This window comes from Metabacillus idriensis (assembly GCF_050483325.1).
GTDB classification, from domain to species: Bacteria; Bacillota; Bacilli; order Bacillales; family Bacillaceae; genus Bacillus_P; species Bacillus_P idriensis_A.
Genome location: NZ_JBCMYF010000034.1, coordinates 12,898 through 30,035, shown reverse-complemented (window position 1 = coordinate 30,035; position 17,138 = coordinate 12,898). Strand labels below are relative to the sequence as shown.

Sequence of the window (17,138 nt, the reverse complement as noted above, 5' to 3'; positions counted from 1 at the left end):
TCGCTTTTCGGTGTTGTCTAGCTTCGCCTCCTAGTCCCTCGGCCAGAACAAAATCCCCGAAAAAGGCAAAACCGGCCTTTTCCGGTGATTTCTTATCTGTCTGTCGGGCCTAAACAGTCGGCTCCGCTTTTCGGTGTTGTCTAGCTCCATCGCCCAGCTCCTCGGCCAGAACGGATCCGCCAGTAAGGCAAAAAACGCCTTTCTGTCGGATCCTTATCTGTCTGTCGGAGCTAAACGGGGCGATTCCGCTTTTCGGTGTTGCATGAACAATTTCTTTTCATTATAATAAGATACAGTTACATACTCTAACAGCGATGATAGAGAAGAGTAGTTTACGGGAGCGTCAATCAGGGAGAAAATGCCGGTGACTGAGAGCATTTTTTTGACTGCGGTAAATGAATTCACCTCTTTAGCTGGCATCAGGACCATTCGGCTTTTGAATGTAAAGGTGTTCCGGATCAATTCCGTTATCTTAGAACGAAGTGAACAGCTTATGTTTTTTTTGCTGTTAACAAGGGTGGTACCGCGATATTCAACTCGTCCCTTTTTTGGGCGGGTTTTTTATTTTGGAAAAAAATGATCATTCATTTGAAATAAAGGAGGAAACATCATGCAGGAGCAACTGAAACAGCTTCAGTTAGAAGCACTTGAAAAAATACAAACAGCAAATGATTTAAAAAGCCTGAATGACATCCGTGTCTCATACTTGGGCAAAAAAGGACCGATTACAGAAGCACTGCGCGGCATGGGGAAATTATCCGCAGAAGAGCGTCCGTTAATGGGGGCACTTGCAAATGAAGTCCGCGAAAGCATTGCGACGAGCATCGCGGCAAAACAGGAAGGTCTTGAAGAAGCTGCGGTTGAGGAAAAACTGGCTGCAGAAACAATCGATGTGACTCTCCCTGGACGTGCAGTCCGGGCTGGTAATCATCATCCTATTACAGCCGTTATTGAGGAAATTGAAGACCTGTTTCTTGGCATGGGTTATTCAGTTGAAGAGGGCCCTGAAGTTGAAACAGATTATTTTAACTTTGAAGCATTGAATCTTCCAAAAGGGCATCCTGCGCGGGATATGCAGGATTCGTTCTATATCACGGATGAAACGCTTCTGCGCACACATACATCTCCTGTTCAGGCAAGAACGATGCAAAAGTACAAAGGGCAAGGACCTGTTAAAATTATTTGTCCGGGAAAAGTGTACCGCCGCGACAACGACGATGCGACACATTCTCATCAATTCACTCAAATTGAAGGGTTAGTAATCGATGAAAACATCAGCATGAGCGATCTAAAAGGAACACTTGAAGCATTTGCTAAAAAGATGTTTGGAGAAGACCGCGAAATTCGTTTGCGTCCAAGTTTCTTCCCATTTACAGAACCTTCAGTAGAAATTGATGTATCATGCTTTGGGTGTGGAGGACATGGGTGCAATGTATGTAAAGGCACCGGCTGGATTGAAATTTTAGGTGCAGGAATGGTTCATCCGAACGTTCTTGAAATGGCTGGATTTGACTCGAAAAAATACAGCGGGTTTGCATTTGGAATGGGCCCTGAGCGTATTGCCATGCTGAAATACGGCATTGACGATATTCGCCACTATTACACAAATGATGTTCGTTTCTTAAAACAATTTAAAAGAGCATAAAAGGAGGTTTACCGATGTTTGTTTCATATAAATGGCTGCAGAATTACGTTGATCTCAGCGGAATATCAGCAGAAGAACTGGCAGAAAAGATCACTAGAAGCGGGATTGAAGTAGAAGGTGTTGAAACACTGAACGATGGCCTGAGCGGTGTAGTAATTGGTCATGTGCTTGAAAAAGAACAGCATCCGAATGCTGATAAGCTGAATAAATGTTTAGTGGATGTGGGAGGAGAACTGCCTGTACAAATCATTTGCGGTGCTGCAAATGTGGATAAAGGCCAAAAAGTAGCGGTAGCAACTGTTGGTGCCGTTCTTCCTGGAAACTTTAAGATTAAAAAAGCTAAGCTTCGCGGCGAAGAATCAAACGGAATGATCTGTTCTCTGCAGGAGCTTGGAATTGAGTCAAAGCTTGTGGCAAAAGAATTTTCTGAAGGGATTTTTGTTTTCCCGAACGATGTTCAGCCAGGTGCAGATGCTCTTGCTGAGCTGAGCCGTGATGATCAGATTCTTGAGCTTGGATTAACACCTAACCGTTCAGATTGCTTAAGCATGATTGGTGTCGCACACGAAGTAGCTGCGATTTTAGGAAGAAGTGTCACTTATCCGGATCTTACACATGCGGAAGCTTCTGAAAAGGCTGCAGATTATATTTCAGTATCAGTCCAGGCTAAAGAAGAGAATCCATTATATGTAGCGAAAGTGATCCGCAATGTGCGAATTGCACCATCACCTCTATGGCTTCAAACGCGTTTAATGGCAGCAGGAATCCGCCCGCATAATAATGTTGTGGATATTACCAACTATGTATTAATTGAATACGGTCAGCCTTTGCATGCTTTTGACTATGACCGGTTAGGTTCAAAAGAAATTCTTGTCCGTCTTGCGGAAGCTTCAGAAGAAATCATTACACTCGATGGTCAAAAACGCATTCTGTCATCTGAACATCTTGTTATTACAAATGGAAAAGAGCCAGTTGCTCTTGCAGGCGTAATGGGCGGAGAAAATTCAGAAGTTCATTCAGATACAACAACGATCCTGCTTGAGTCTGCGTACTTCAATGGCCAAACTGTCCGTAAAGCTTCTAAAGATCATGGACTCCGCAGTGAAGCAAGCGCGCGTTTCGAAAAAGGCGTTGATCCAAACCGTGTGCGCGCTGCAGCAGAACGTGCGGCACAATTAATGATTGAGCTTGCAGGCGGTGAGGTTCTTAATGGATCTGCTGAAGTAAACTATTTAGAAGCAGAACCGGCTGTAGTCGGCATTCATGCAGATAAAATCAACAAAGTGCTTGGAATGAACATTTCAGTTAATGAAATTCAGTCGATTTTCACTCGACTTGGTTTTGAAGTGAAGGAAGACAACGGAACATTTACGGTTACTGTTCCGACAAGACGCGGAGATATTGCGATTGAAGAAGATCTAATTGAAGAAGTAGCCAGACTGTATGGCTATGACAATATTCCTTCTACATTCCCGGTCAGTGCATCTTCACCAGGCAGACTGACTGAATATCAGTCTAACCGCCGCAAAGCACGCCGTTATTTAGAAGGAGCAGGCTTGTATCAGGCGATTACTTATTCACTGACAAGCGAAGAAAAAGCATCTCAATTTGCCCTTGAAGCATCAGACTATACTCGTCTTGCTATGCCGATGAGCGAAGAGCGCAGCGTGCTCCGCTTAAGCTTGGTTCCGCATTTGCTGGAAACACTGAAATACAATCTAGCACGTCAAAATGACCAAGTTGCGCTATATGAAATGAGCTCGGTTTTCATTTCAAATGGAGCAGGCGAACAGCCTGTTGAAAAAGAGCGGTTAAGCGGTGCTGTTACTGGTTTATGGCATTTAAATCAATGGCAGGGTGAAAAAAAGCCGGTAGATTTCTATGTAGTAAAAGGAATTCTTGATGGATTGTTTGATGTTCTAGGATTGAAAGAGCAAATCACATACAAACAGGCTAAGCGCGATGGGCTTCACCCGGGACGTACGGCTGAAATCTTGCTGAATGGCCGGACTGCCGGATTCATCGGGCAAGTTCATCCAAAACTACAAAAACAAATGGACCTGACTGAAACTTATGTATTCGAACTTGCCCTGCAGCAGCTATTGGAAACGAATCTGGAAGAATTAAAGTTTTCTGTGATTCCCCGTTTCCCTTCAATGACACGGGATATAGCCCTTGTAGTTGACAGAGGAATTGTTGCAGGCGATCTAAAAGAAACGATTTCTGAAGCAGGCGGCAAGCTTTTAAAAGAAGTGTCTGTATTCGACTTGTATGAAGGCGATAGACTGGAAGAAAATAAGAAGTCGCTTGCTTTCTCTCTGCGCTATTTCGACCCAGAGCGCACATTAACAGATGAAGAAGTAGCGAAGGCTCATGAAAAAGTGCTTCGTGCTGTTGAAGAGAAATACGAAGCGGTGCTGAGAGGTTAATGATTAACATGAAAAGCAGTGAAATCTCATTAGATTTCACTGCTTTTTTCTGTTCAGTTTATCTCTGTAATGTCTCTTATAGACTGATAAAGAATATCAGTCATCTCATCCAATTCTTCTTTTGAAGCTGCAAGCGGAGGCATAAATACAATGACATTTCCGAGAGGTCTGAGGAGCATGCCGAGTTCTCTTGCCCGTCTGCAGACTTTAACTCCCACCCTGTCCTTCCAATCAAACGGCTCGGCTGTGTCCTTATTTCTCACTAATTCAATCCCGATCATAAATCCTTTTTGCCGGATATCACCCACGTGGTCCAATTGTGAAAAAGCTGTTAATTGAGTTGCCAGATATTCTGACATGATCTCCACTTCTTGAATGAGATTCCCCTTCTCTATTAATTCGAGATTTGCAATGGCAACAGCACAGCCTAAAGGGTTTCCTGTGTAACTGTGACCATGGAAAAACGTTTTTTGCTCCTCATAGTCCCCTAAAAATGCATTGTAAATCTCTTCAGAAGCAACTGTAATGGCGACAGGTAGATATCCGCCTGTCAGTCCTTTGCCAGCTGTTAAAAGATCAGGAGCTATATGCTCGTGCTCACATGCAAACATTTTCCCCGTTCTGCCAAACCCGGTAGCGACTTCATCCGCTATCATTAGGACTTCATATTTTGTACAAAGCTCTCTCACGCCTCTCAGGTAACCTTCAGGCATCACAATAATTCCGCTTGCACCTTGAACAATCGGTTCAATAATAAGTGCAGCAATTTCTTCAGAACGTTCGGCTAATACATTTTCTAATTCTTTTAACGATTCATGAACGATGACAGTTTCAGAATTGCCGAATGGTGAACGGTATACTGCAGGGTATGGAATTTTAATGCAGTCAAAAAGCAGGGATGAATAGGCTTTATGAAACAGGTCGATGGCTCCTACTGAAACCGCGCCTATCGTATCTCCATGATAAGCTTCCTTCATCGTGATGAATTGTCTCTTATTCCCTTTTCCTTTATGCTGCCAATATTGAAAAGCCATTTTAACAGCAATCTCTACAGAAGTGGCGCCTGAGTCTGAATAAAACACCTTGGTGAGTCCTTCTGGCATAAGTTTAATGACTTTTTCGGCCAAAAGAATGGCAGGAACATTTGCCATGCCAAGCAGGGTTGAGTGTGCTACTTTATCCAGCTGCTGTTTGATTGCTTCATTTAATTCTTCTACATTGTGACCGTGTACATTTAACCAGATGGAAGAGACGCCATCCCAATATTCTTTGCCGTTTACATCTATCAGTTTTCGTCCTTTTCCTTCAGCGATAATAACAGGCTGATCTTCTATGTAATCTTTCATTTGGGTAAAAGGATGCCAAATATATTGCTTGTTTTTTGCTGCCAGTTCTTCGTAGCTGATATCAGTAAGTGCCGGACTTTTGTACATGGTGAGCCCCCTGTAAGAATTTTTTATAACTCTATCGTATAAACAGAAAACACTATATGTCAACCAAAAAATAATTAAGTTGACATATATGTTTTGATGTAGATAAAATGAAGAAAAATAGAAAGAGAGGAAAAAAAAGGATGAAACGTTCGCTGTCGGTCTATTCCATTTCAGTTGTATCAATGTTTGCTGCTCTAACAGCAGTAGGAGCCTTTATTAAAATACCGATGCCGGTTATACCATTTACTTTGCAGATTCTATTTGTCTACCTTGCAGGTGCCCTTCTGGGGAGCAAGCTTGGTGCAATGAGTCAAATGCTGTATATTGGGATTGGCCTCGCCGGGCTGCCTGTATTTTCAAGCGGAGGAGGACTTTCCTATATTTTTCAGCCGACTTTCGGTTATTTAATCGGATTTGCAGCAGCAAGTTTTGTCATCGGCTATATCCTTGAAAGATACAATCAGCCAAAGCTGAGGCATTTTCTATTTGCTCATTTTACTGGTCTTATCATTGTTTATTTATTTGGCGTAGGCTATTTGTATCTCTCGTTAAACACGTGGATTGGAACAGGTATTTCATTTAGCGCAGCATTTTACAGCGGTTTTCTGCTGAGTGTATTCGGCGATCTGATTCTGTGTTTCGGAGCTTCTCTATTATCACTGAGGTTGTATAAATCCGTGCGCAGGCCATTAGTCAATGTCTCCTATTCAGGGGAAGCGAAGGGATGAGCGGGATATTTATTACTGGCACAGACACAGGCATCGGAAAAACGTTTGTAACCGCCTATTTAATCGGAATGCTTCAGCGTTCCGGAATAAGAGCCGTACCGTACAAACCTATTCAAAGCGGTGGAAGGCGGGAAGCGGGCTGTCTGGTTGCAGAGGATATTGAAGAATATCACCTGGCCGCAAATTTGGCCTATCAGCAAGAAGACCTGTGTACTTACTGTCTGGAAGAACCCCTGTCCCCTCATTTAGCCGCGAAACTATCAGGCACTAAAATTGATAAAAATCGACTGGTCAATCAATATCTCAAACTTCAAATGGAAAATGATATTGTGATTGTAGAAGGGGCAGGCGGGCTTGCAGTGCCTCTTGCTGAAAATGAAGATGGAATCTATTTAACGAAAGATCTTATTAAAGAGCTGAACATTCCTGTCCTGATTGTCACTCATCCCTCACTTGGAACAATAAATCATTCCTTGCTGACAACAGAATATGCAAAGAAAAACGGGATAAGCGTTCTTGGATTTATTATCAACAATATGTCTCAGGAAGAGTCTGTAATGGAGCAGGACAACGTTCGGATGATTGAGATTTTGAGCGGAGTTCCTGTAATTGGGAAAATTCCATACTCGAAGGGGAAATATGAAAGTTTATTAAATAGTGAGCCTCTTATTCCTCTTAATCAAATTTTAAAAAAACAGCGGCAAAATCATTGAGATTTTGCGGCTGTTTTTAGTAGATTAACCTATCCTTTTTTCTTGGCAGCCAATTTTTTTGCTTTATCCGTATTGGCAAAATGAAACTTTGTTAAGGTTTTTAATGTGTCTGCACCTTTTTTAATAATAATGGCTGCTGCCGCTTCGTCAACCTTTGCGCCAGCACCTTTAGGAAGTGTCATTCCGGCTTTTTCCGATAAACGATCCATCTCCTTGAGGAAAGCATATCTTGCCAAAATGGAAGCTGCTGCAACTGCCAGATGGATCCCTTCTGCTTTTGTGCTGAAAAAAGTATTTTCTTTCCGGTAGGAATTTCCGATAAGATGCTTGAAATAGATGGAAGGCTCTGCAAACTGATCAATCAAAACACCTTCAGGAATTTCAGGTGCGATCTTGTCGTATAGTTTGTTGATTGCCTGATTATGAAGGATGGCCTTCATTTTCCCCTGTGACATTCCTGTGCTCTGCAGCTGATTGTATTTTTCATTATGCAGAACCAGCAGGCTGTAAGGAATGATAGAAAGAAGATCTTTGGCAATGGCCGTAATCTGTTTATCATTCAAATGCTTTGAATCTTTCACGCCTAATTCCTGAAGCAGGGGAATCTGTTCTTTTTTCACATAGGCGGCTACAACAGTAATCGGTCCAAAGAAATCGCCTGTACCGACTTCATCCGATCCTATAATGGAGAGAGTTGATATGTTCGCCGGCGGACTAAAAACAGTAACAGGCTTCGAAGGTTTCTTAGTAGTCTTTTGTTCAGGCTTTGACCACTTTTCTGCTTCTTCTCCTGCCAGATTGCCCTGAAACAGAACTTTGCCTGATTTATAGGCAGTAATGGTGCACCCGTTTGATTTAGCAGTAAAAACAGCACCAGGCGGGAGCTTTGAGCCAAGATCCGAAGAGTAGTAGGATTTCATTTTAAGGATGGTCGGCTGATCAATTTTAATAACGGCATTGGACAAGAGATGACACCTCTTTTAAAATAATGATTGATACTGGATATTGATTGGCATTATCTTTCCATTATACTAGATATCATGTTATGATAAAGATTAGGATTCTCAAGAATGGAGGATTTTTCGTTGGATAACCACTCAAAAAAGAAAACGACAGTTGATATATATGGACAGCAATTTTCAATAGTAGGCACAGAGAGCACAAGTCATGTGCGCCTGGTGGCTTCTATTGTTGATGATAAAATGCGTGAAATCAGCAGCAAAAGTCCCAATCTGGATATTAATAAGCTGGCAGTTTTAACGGCTGTGAATGTTGTGCATGACTATTTAAAATTAAGAGATGAATTTGAAAAACTAGAGAAACAAATCATAGAAAAGGATTGACGCGGTAAATGCTAGATATTGCACTTTTCATCATTTTGGCCATGGGCCTGTTAGTCGGATTAAAACGCGGCTTTATTCTTCAATTCATACATCTTGCAGGATTTATCATCGCCTATATTGTAGCATATAAATACTTTGGTGTTTTAGCGCCAAAGTTAGAGTTATGGGTTCCATACCCATCGTTTGGCGAGAGCGGATCCGCTATTTCCTTTTTTACAGGCGGAAATCTAGAAGATGCTTACTATAGAGCGGTAGCGTTTGTCATTTTATTTATCGGCACAAAGATCTTGCTGCAGGTAGTAGGATCTATGCTTGATTTTGTTACATATCTTCCAGTTCTTAAACAGCTGAATAAATGGGCCGGCGCCCTCTTAGGCTTTCTTGAAATCTATTTAATCCTTTTCATCTTGCTGTTTATCGGCGGGCTTCTTCCTATTCCGGAAGTCCAGTCAGCAATGGGGGATTCAGGACTTGCAAAGGTTATCGTTCATCACACGCCGTATTTTTCTGATAAAGTTCAGGAATTATGGCTGCAATATGCACCGAATTAACTTCTCCTCCAATTAGGAGAAGTTTTTTTGGTAAAAGGTCTTTTATCCCTTTGTTGTACTTTTGAAGAAAATATTTGTATCATTTTAAGTAAGCCCCAATAGATGGAAAAACGACTTGACCAGAGGTGAAGGAATAATGAGCGTACATAAAAAAGATGTCATTAAATTACTTGAATATATAGCTGTACACATGGAACTGAAAGGTGAAAATCCGTTTAAGACCGCTGCTTTCCGGAAAGCAGCCAATGCACTTGAAACAGATGAAAGAAGTTTGTCTTCAATCGAGGATTTTACAAAAATCGCTGGAATCGGAAAAGGGACAGCTTCGGTTATTACTGATTTTATAAAAGAGGGAAAATCAGAAACTCTTGAACAGCTTCAGTCAGAAGTTCCTCAGGGGCTTATACCGCTCCTGAAGCTGCCTGGACTTGGCGGCAAAAAAATTGCAAAGCTATATAAAGAGCTTGGAGTAACGGACGTTGATTCGCTGAAAAAAGCTTGTCTTGAAGAGAAGGTGCAGAGTCTTGCAGGGTTCGGGAAGAAAACAGAAGAAAAAATCCTCGCTGCGATTGATGAAATTGGAACCCGTCCTGAGAGGCTGCCGTTATCATTTGCACTGCCGATTGCAGAGGAAATTGAGACGTATTTAGAATCTTGTGAAGAGGTTCAAAAATTCAGCAGGGCAGGCAGTCTCAGACGAATGAGAGAAACCGTCAAAGATTTGGATTTTATCATCGCAACTGAGCATCCCCAATATGTCAGAGATCAGCTCATAAAAATCCCGAATATCTCAGAAATCATTGCAAATGGAGACACAAAGGTCTCTGTACAGCTGCAGTATGAATATGAAATCGGAGTGGATTTTCGGTTAGTGACTCTTGATGAATTTGCCACAACACTTCATCATTTCACTGGTTCAAAGGATCACAACGTAAAAATGCGGCAGCTGGCCAAGGAACGCGGAGAAAAAATCAGTGAATATGGGGTTGAAAATAGTGAGACAGGCGAGATAACCACTTTTTCAAACGAAGAAGAATTCTATGCTCACTTTGATCTTCCATTCTTTCCGCCTGAAATCCGCGAAGACGGAACAGAAGTAGAAAAATACATGAAAGATACAAAGCTGATAACAGCTGAAGATATAAAAGGCGATCTTCATATGCACTCAACCTGGAGTGATGGAGCTTTTACCATCAGTGAAATGGCAGAGGCTTGCAGAATGCGCGGGTATCAGTATATGGCCATTACGGATCACTCTCAATATCTTAAAGTTGCAAATGGCCTGACTCCTGAACGATTAAAAGAACAGCGGAATGAAATTGACAAATTAAATGAACAGTACGAGGATTTTAAAATTTTTGCCGGGGTTGAAATGGACATCTTGCCCGATGGCTCTCTCGATTATAATGATGAAGTATTAGAAGGCATGGACTTTGTCATCGCGTCGATTCATTCCAGCTTTTCTCAATCACAGGATATCATCATGCAGCGCTTGAAAACCGCTCTTGTAAATCATCATGTGGATATGATTGCACATCCTACAGGCAGACTGATAGGCAGAAGAAACGGATATGAGCCGGATGTTGGCATGCTGATTCAGCTTGCTAAAGAAACAAATACTGTTTTAGAGCTGAATGCAAATCCGAACAGACTGGATTTGAGGGCTGAGCATATTAAAAAAGCGCATGAATCAGGTGTAAAACTTGCAATCAATACAGATGCACATAATATAGACATGCTTGAAGATATGAAAACAGGTGTTTCAACAGCAATAAAAGGATGGGTGAAAGCAGAAAACGTAATCAATACGTGGGATCTGAATCAGCTGGAATCCTTTTTTAACAGGCATAATAAATAGCCTAAAAGACAGCAAGGAGGCTGTATAACGTGCAGCAGCGTGTGTTAAAAGTATTAGAATTCAATAAAGTTAAAGAACAGCTTTTAAAGCATATATCTTCTTCATTAGCAAAGGAAAAAGTGGAGAGGCTTGTTCCATCCGCTGATTATGATGAGGTAAGAAAATGGCAGGAACAGACAGATGAAGCTGCAAAAGTCCTTAGGCTGAAAGGAAATGTTCCACTGGGCGGCCTCGTTGATATTCGAAAGAGCATTAAACGATCTAAAATCGGAGGGATGCTGAATCCGCACGAGCTGATGGAGGTTGCCGGAACTCTTTATGCAGGCAAACACATGAAACGGTTTATTGAGGACATGGCGGAAAATGGCATCGAGATTCCTCATCTGGAAGGTTTTGCAGCCGAGATTTTGCCCCTGCAGGAGCTGGAGCAGCACATTCTTCACTGTATTGGGGATAATGGAGAAGTTCTGGACGGAGCAAGCGATGCTCTTCGTTCGATCAGGACATCATTAAGGACGACAGAATCAAGGTTGAGAGAAAAGCTTGAGTCACTGATTCGATCTTCTTCTGCTCAAAAGATGCTTTCTGACGCTATTGTTACTATGCGTAATGACAGGTATGTGATTCCTGTTAAACAGGAATACCGATCAGCATACGGCGGAATTGTCCATGATCAGTCTTCATCGGGAGCGACGTTATTTATCGAACCTCAGGCTGTAGTTGACTTAAATAACACGCTTCAGCAGGCGCGCATGAAAGAGAAGATTGAAATCGACCGCATTTTAACAGAAATTACGGTGAAAGTGGCTGAAGAATCCGAGCCTCTCCTGGTTAATGTAGAAGCCTTGAGCGAAATGGATTTTATGTTTACGAAAGCAGCGTACGCGAAAAAAATAAAAGCTTCAAAGCCTGAAATGAATAACAGCGGAAGAATTAAACTATTCAAAGCGAGACATCCGCTTTTAAACGCGGAAGAAGTTGTCGCAAATGACATTGAACTTGGCGCTGAGTTTACGACAATTGTGATAACAGGACCGAATACAGGCGGAAAAACAGTAACCCTTAAAACAGTCGGTCTATTTACATTGATGGCGCAATCCGGACTGCAGATTCCATCTCTTGACGGCTCAGAAATGGCTGTGTTTGAAAATGTGTATGCGGATATCGGAGATGAACAGTCGATTGAGCAAAGCTTAAGTACATTTTCTTCTCATATGGTAAATATTGTGGATATTTTAAAGCGTGTAGATGATAACAGTCTGGTCTTGTTTGATGAGCTTGGTGCAGGAACAGATCCGCAGGAGGGAGCTGCACTTGCCATCTCCATTTTGGATGAAGTTCATCATCGCGGTGCCAGAGTGATCGCCACAACGCATTATCCTGAACTGAAAGCATACGGTTATAACCGTGAAGGGGTTGTCAATGCAAGCGTTGAATTCAATATTGAAACATTAAGCCCTACTTATAAGCTTTTAATCGGCGTTCCAGGCCGAAGCAATGCCTTTGAAATTTCAAAGCGGCTTGGCCTGATGGATTCAGTCATTGACCGTGCAAAATCGCATATGAGTGCTGAGAGCAATGAAGTAGATTCAATGATTGCATCGCTTGAAGAGAGCAAAAAACGCTCTGATTCAGAGCTTACAGAAGCAGAAGAACTGCGCAAAGACGTAGAAAAGCTTCATTCCGAACTGCAAAATCAAATTCTTCAATTCAACGAAGAACGCGACAAGCTTTACGAACAGGCAGAGAAGAAAGCTGCAGAAAAAGTTGAAGCGGCAAAAGCGGAAGCAGAGTCCATTATCCGCGAATTAAGAAAGATGCAAAAAGAACACCGGACTGGTATTAAAGAACATGAATTAATCGATGCTAAAAAACGTCTTGAAGAAGCGGTGCCTGAATTTGAAAAAAGCAGCAAACAGCCGAAAACGAAGACACAGAAGCATCAATATGCAGAAGGCGACGAAGTGAAGGTCATCAGCTTCAATCAAAAAGGCCACTTGCTGTCTAAAGTAGGCGATAAGGAATGGCAGGTGCAGATAGGTATTTTGAAAATGAAGGTGAAAGAAGATGATCTGCAGTATATCAGCAGACCTAAGCCCGTCGAAACGAAACCACTTGCAATGGTAAAAGGAAGAGATTATCACGTTTCCCTTGAACTTGATTTAAGAGGCGAACGGTATGAAAATGCTCTCCTTAGAGTAGAAAAATATATGGACGATGCCGTACTTGCCGGCTACCCGAGAATTTCCATCATTCACGGAAAAGGGACAGGAGCACTTCGGACAGGTGTGCAGGAATACTTGAAAAAGCATAGAAACGTTAAGAGCACCCGCTACGGGGAATCAGGCGAGGGCGGATCAGGCGTTACGATTGTTGAATTAAAATAATCGAAATATGGGAGATAAGAAATGAATCAATTTTGGGAGAATGAATTCGTTCAGACTGCAGCTTATTATAGCGTCGTCATCTTATGTATTGTTGTGTTTCTGACTATTTTTGAACTTGTGACCAAATACAATAACTGGGAAGAAATTCAAAAAGGCAATCTTGCAGTTGCGATGACGACCGGCGGCAAGATATTTGGAATTGCCAACGTGTTCCGTTTTTCAATCGGGCAGCATGATACGCTGTTTGAGATGGTCGGCTGGGGAATGTTTGGTTTTGTATTATTGCTTTTAGGCTATTTTATCTATGAATTTTTAACGCCTAAATTTAGAATCGATGATGAAATTCAAAATGACAACCGTGCGGTAGGCTTCATTTCCATGGTCATTTCAATTGGTCTGTCCTACGTGATCGGTGCAGGCATATAAGGGGAGAAAACAGTGGAAACATTGGCGAAAGTACTGCTTGGCATATGCGGTTTGTTTATTGTAATAGGGATTATATTTATGGTTTTTTTCGCTTGAAAAAATGAATATTATGAAGAAATTCCGGATTTCATGACATGAATCCGGATTTTTTTTAATACAATTGAAATAATTAAAAATATTTTATATTCTGAATATAACTTTGGTATACTTTCTTTATAAGCCAAAAGTCATGATGGCAACAAAGGGAGGAAATAAAATGGAAGTTCAAAAACCCTGGCTTCATCTATATCCTGAAGAAATACCTCATTATGCTGAAATTGACAACAAGCCACTTCAATTTTATCTCGCGCAGGCTGCACAAGAATTTCCAGCAAAAACAGCTATTCATTTTCTAGGCAAGGAACTGACTTTTACAGAGGTTTATGAACAATCTTTAAAACTTGCGGGCTACCTCCAGGAGCTTGGATTAAAAAAAGACGAAAGAGTATCGATTATGCTGCCGAATTGCCCGCAGGCCGTCATTGCTTATTACGGTATTTTATTTGCCGGTGGAATTGTCGTTCAAACGAATCCCCTTTATATGGAAAGGGAGCTAGAGTATCAGCTGAATGATTCTGATGCGAAATATATTATTACGCTTGATCTTCTTTATCCAAGAGTCTCAAAAATGAAAGCGCTGACAAGCATTGAACATATTATTGCGACAAGCATAAAAGATTATTTGCCTTTCCCGAAGAATCTTTTATATCCTTTTGTGCAGAAAAAGCAGAATCAAATCGTCGTAAAAATTGAGCACAGCGGCCACACACATTTATTCAAGGAAATCATGAAAAGAGATGACACATCTATTGAGGAAATAGAGACAAATCCCAAAGAAGATATTGCCTTGCTGCAGTATACAGGAGGAACAACCGGTTTTCCAAAGGGAGTTATGCTGACGCATGAAAACCTGGTTTCAAATACGTCCATGTGTTCATCCTGGATGTATAAATGCAGACGCGGAGAGGAATCAGTGCTTGGCATATTGCCGTTCTTCCATGTTTACGGGATGACGGCGGTTATGAACCTATCGATTATGCAAGGCTTTAAAATGATCCTGCTTCCAAAATTCGATGCCACGGATACACTTAAAGCCATTGATAAATTAAAACCTACACTGTTCCCAGGAGCTCCTACTATTTATATTGCATTATTAAACCATCCTGATTTGAAAAACTATGATCTTTCATCTGTTGAATCATGTATTAGCGGTTCAGCTCCGCTTCCGGTAGAAGTGCAGGAGAAATTCGAGCGCGAGACTGGCGGAAAGCTTGTGGAAGGATACGGTTTGTCAGAAGCATCTCCTGTTACACACGCAAACTTTCTCTGGTCACACCGTAAAAAAGGCAGTGTAGGTGTGCCATGGCCAAATACAGAATCTATTATCCTCTCATTTGAAACGGGAAAGCAGGCAGAATACAATGAGCTTGGAGAAATTGCTGTCAGAGGTCCGCAGATCATGAAAGGGTACTGGAAAAAACCAGAGGAAACAGATGCCGTATTAAAGGACGGATGGCTTTTAACCGGCGACATTGGCTATATGGATGAAGAAGGGTATTTTTATATCGTAGACCGGAAAAAAGATATGATCATCGCCGGGGGATTCAACATTTATCCCCGTGAAATCGAAGAAGTTTTATATGAGCATGAAAAAGTGCAGGAAGTAGTAGTAGCCGGCATACCGGACCCTTACCGCGGTGAAACGGTGAAGGCGTATATCGTTCTAAAAGAAGGAATGAATGCGACTGAACAGGAATTTGACGAATTTGCCCGGAAACATATGGCAGCATACAAGATCCCGAGAATCTATGAATTCCGCAAAGAGCTTCCAAAAACAGCAGTCGGAAAAATTTTAAGGCGCTCACTTGTAGAAGAAGAAAAAGAAAAATTAAAAAATGCCAATTAAACAGGAAATCCGTTTCTGTTAAAAAGCTGTATGAAGCAATAAGAATAGAAAAATGATAAAGAACCATCTCTTCCTATTGCTGAGAGGGTTCTTTTCATCTATTATGGTGAAAGATAAGATCAATCTTTCTTCTTGACAGATGGAGGATGTAATTTTATGATTGAAATATGAATGATGATTCATTCAGTTTGAAAGGACGAATTTACAGTGAAACAGAAACGACCAAAATATCTCCAAATTATAGATGCGGCTGTCATTGTCATTGCTGAAAATGGCTATCATCATGCACAGGTGTCGAAGATTGCCAAGCAGGCAGGAGTCGCAGACGGTACCATTTATCTTTACTTTAAAAATAAAGAAGATATCCTGATTTCATTGTTTCAGGAAAAAATGGGCGTATTTATCGAAAAAATTCAACAAGAAATAGCAGGAAAGGACACGGCGGCGGAGAAGTTATACATGCTGATAGAAAAACATTTTTCACTTTTAGCCGAAGATCATCATCTTGCCATCGTTACACAACTTGAACTCAGACAGTCAAATAAAGATCTTCGCCTGAGAATCAATGAGGTTCTGAGAGGATATTTAAATATTCTTGATTCGATTATTCAAACAGGAAAAGAAACATCCGAATTCAGTGAAACCCTGGATACACGCCTGGCGAGGCAGATGATATTTGGAACGATTGATGAAACGGTGACAACATGGGTCATGAATGATCAGAAATTTGATCTGACTGCACTTGCAGGAAACGTTCATGAACTTATGATCAAAGGCTGCGGAAGGGTTTAGCAAAATCCTTCCTGACGTAATTGTTTATATGCATAAGGAGGTCTGACCTGTGAGTTATTTTAATGTTAAAGTAGAAGATTATGTTGCGGTCGTAACCATTCACCAACCTCCCGCAAACGCCCTTTCATCTTATGTTTTGAAAAAGCTTTCATCCTTGATGGATGAGTTTGAAGCAAATAAAGAAGTCAGGGTCATTGTCATTAATGGCGAGGGAAGATTCTTCTCAGCAGGGGCTGACATCAAGGAATTTGTTTCAGTGCCGAACGGGGAAGAGTTCTCTAAGCTTGCTGCAAACGGACAGGAACTTTTTGAGAGAATTGAAACATTCAGCAAACCAGTCATTGCCTCGATTCATGGAGCTGCTCTAGGCGGTGGCCTTGAGCTTGCTATGAGCTGCCATGTAAGGCTTGTTGCCGAGAATGCAAAGCTCGGGCTGCCTGAGCTTCAGCTTGGACTCATTCCAGGCTTCGCCGGCTCGCAGCGTCTTCCTAAGTATGTAGGAGGAGCGAAAGCGCTTGAAATGCTGCTGACTAGTGAACCGATCTCAGGAGCAGAGGCAGCCAAATACGGTCTTGCCAACCATGCTTTTGCAGAAGAAGCCTTATTTGATGAGACGATGAAGCTTGCGAAGAAATTTGCTGCCAAAAGCCCGATATCTGTCAGTGCTGCAATCGATTTAATCAATGCTTCTAAAACACTCCCGTACCATGATCGGGTGAAAAAAGAAGCGGGCTATTTCGGGACTGTATTTGAAAGCGCAGATGCAAAAGAAGGAATCAGTGCTTTTCTTGAGAAAAGACAGCCGCAGTTCAAAGGCGAATAAATTTTGTGATAAAACGTTCCTGACGTTTTTTCTATACAACCAAATTGAATGCTTAACGTAAATAG

At 41.6% G+C, this 17,138-nt stretch carries 14 protein-coding genes and 1 other annotated feature; of the genes, 12 read left to right on the top strand and 2 right to left on the bottom strand.

All coding sequences use genetic code 11. The features are described 5' to 3' along the window. The first annotated feature begins 305 nt into the window (after window positions 1-305). Window positions 306-548 (top strand) — a binding site (T-box leader). A gap of 62 nt (window positions 549-610) precedes the next feature. Then, on the top strand, window positions 611-1,645 hold the full coding sequence (gene pheS, locus ABEQ24_RS20260; RefSeq protein ID WP_430008475.1) for a phenylalanine--tRNA ligase subunit alpha: 1,035 nt from the start codon (window positions 611-613) through the stop codon (window positions 1,643-1,645). 14 nt (window positions 1,646-1,659) lie between these two features. Next, window positions 1,660-4,074, top strand: coding sequence for a phenylalanine--tRNA ligase subunit beta (gene pheT, locus ABEQ24_RS20255; protein ID WP_430008474.1), 2,415 nt, complete (start codon window positions 1,660-1,662; stop codon window positions 4,072-4,074). A gap of 53 nt (window positions 4,075-4,127) precedes the next feature. Here the strand turns inward: pheT and bioA are convergent, their stop codons facing one another. Then, complete coding sequence (bioA, locus tag ABEQ24_RS20250; protein WP_430008473.1) at window positions 4,128-5,507, bottom strand: adenosylmethionine--8-amino-7-oxononanoate transaminase; 1,380 nt, start codon at window positions 5,505-5,507, stop codon at window positions 4,128-4,130. A 140-nt stretch (window positions 5,508-5,647) separates the two neighbouring features. Between bioA and ABEQ24_RS20245 the strand changes: the two genes are divergently transcribed. Both ABEQ24_RS20245 and bioD read left to right on the top strand, forming a co-directional pair. Beyond that, window positions 5,648-6,235 carry a biotin transporter BioY gene (locus tag ABEQ24_RS20245; protein ID WP_430008472.1) on the top strand — a complete coding sequence of 196 codons (588 nt, stop codon included), beginning with the start codon at window positions 5,648-5,650 and terminating at the stop codon, window positions 6,233-6,235. Further along, window positions 6,232-6,948: a dethiobiotin synthase gene (gene bioD, locus ABEQ24_RS20240; RefSeq protein ID WP_430008471.1), complete on the top strand. Its 717-nt coding sequence runs from the start codon at window positions 6,232-6,234 to the stop codon at window positions 6,946-6,948. The genes ABEQ24_RS20245 and bioD overlap by 4 nt, the downstream gene beginning before the upstream one ends. Before the next feature lie 29 nt (window positions 6,949-6,977). Here bioD and rnhC read toward each other — a convergent pair whose 3' ends face one another. Then, window positions 6,978-7,913 (bottom strand): ribonuclease HIII, encoded by a 936-nt coding sequence (gene rnhC, locus ABEQ24_RS20235; RefSeq protein WP_430008470.1) that lies wholly within the window; start codon window positions 7,911-7,913, stop codon window positions 6,978-6,980. A gap of 105 nt (window positions 7,914-8,018) precedes the next feature. Here rnhC and zapA point away from each other — a divergent pair, with 105 nt between their 5' ends. The 8 genes from zapA (at window position 8,019) to ABEQ24_RS20195 (ending at window position 17,073) form a co-directional block, all read left to right on the top strand. Next, a complete protein-coding gene (gene zapA, locus ABEQ24_RS20230) occupies window positions 8,019-8,291 on the top strand; it encodes a cell division protein ZapA (protein WP_070876341.1) in 273 nt (90 codons plus the stop codon). Between the two features lie 8 nt (window positions 8,292-8,299). Next, on the top strand, window positions 8,300-8,842 hold the full coding sequence (locus ABEQ24_RS20225; RefSeq protein WP_430008469.1) for a CvpA family protein: 543 nt from the start codon (window positions 8,300-8,302) through the stop codon (window positions 8,840-8,842). 136 nt (window positions 8,843-8,978) lie between these two features. Further along, window positions 8,979-10,700: a DNA polymerase/3'-5' exonuclease PolX gene (polX, locus tag ABEQ24_RS20220; RefSeq protein WP_430008468.1), complete on the top strand. Its 1,722-nt coding sequence runs from the start codon at window positions 8,979-8,981 to the stop codon at window positions 10,698-10,700. Between the two features lie 29 nt (window positions 10,701-10,729). Continuing rightward, window positions 10,730-13,087, top strand: a complete 2,358-nt coding sequence (locus tag ABEQ24_RS20215) for an endonuclease MutS2 (RefSeq protein ID WP_430008467.1) — start codon at window positions 10,730-10,732, stop codon at window positions 13,085-13,087. A gap of 21 nt (window positions 13,088-13,108) precedes the next feature. Beyond that, window positions 13,109-13,513 carry a DUF350 domain-containing protein gene (locus tag ABEQ24_RS20210; protein ID WP_070876348.1) on the top strand — a complete coding sequence of 135 codons (405 nt, stop codon included), beginning with the start codon at window positions 13,109-13,111 and terminating at the stop codon, window positions 13,511-13,513. A gap of 256 nt (window positions 13,514-13,769) precedes the next feature. Next, window positions 13,770-15,458 (top strand): AMP-binding protein, encoded by a 1,689-nt coding sequence (locus ABEQ24_RS20205; protein ID WP_430008466.1) that lies wholly within the window; start codon window positions 13,770-13,772, stop codon window positions 15,456-15,458. A 207-nt stretch (window positions 15,459-15,665) separates the two neighbouring features. Further along, on the top strand, window positions 15,666-16,250 hold the full coding sequence (locus ABEQ24_RS20200; RefSeq protein ID WP_430008465.1) for a TetR/AcrR family transcriptional regulator: 585 nt from the start codon (window positions 15,666-15,668) through the stop codon (window positions 16,248-16,250). A 49-nt stretch (window positions 16,251-16,299) separates the two neighbouring features. Continuing rightward, window positions 16,300-17,073 carry an enoyl-CoA hydratase gene (locus ABEQ24_RS20195; protein WP_430008464.1) on the top strand — a complete coding sequence of 258 codons (774 nt, stop codon included), beginning with the start codon at window positions 16,300-16,302 and terminating at the stop codon, window positions 17,071-17,073. The last annotated feature ends 65 nt before the right edge of the window (window positions 17,074-17,138 follow it).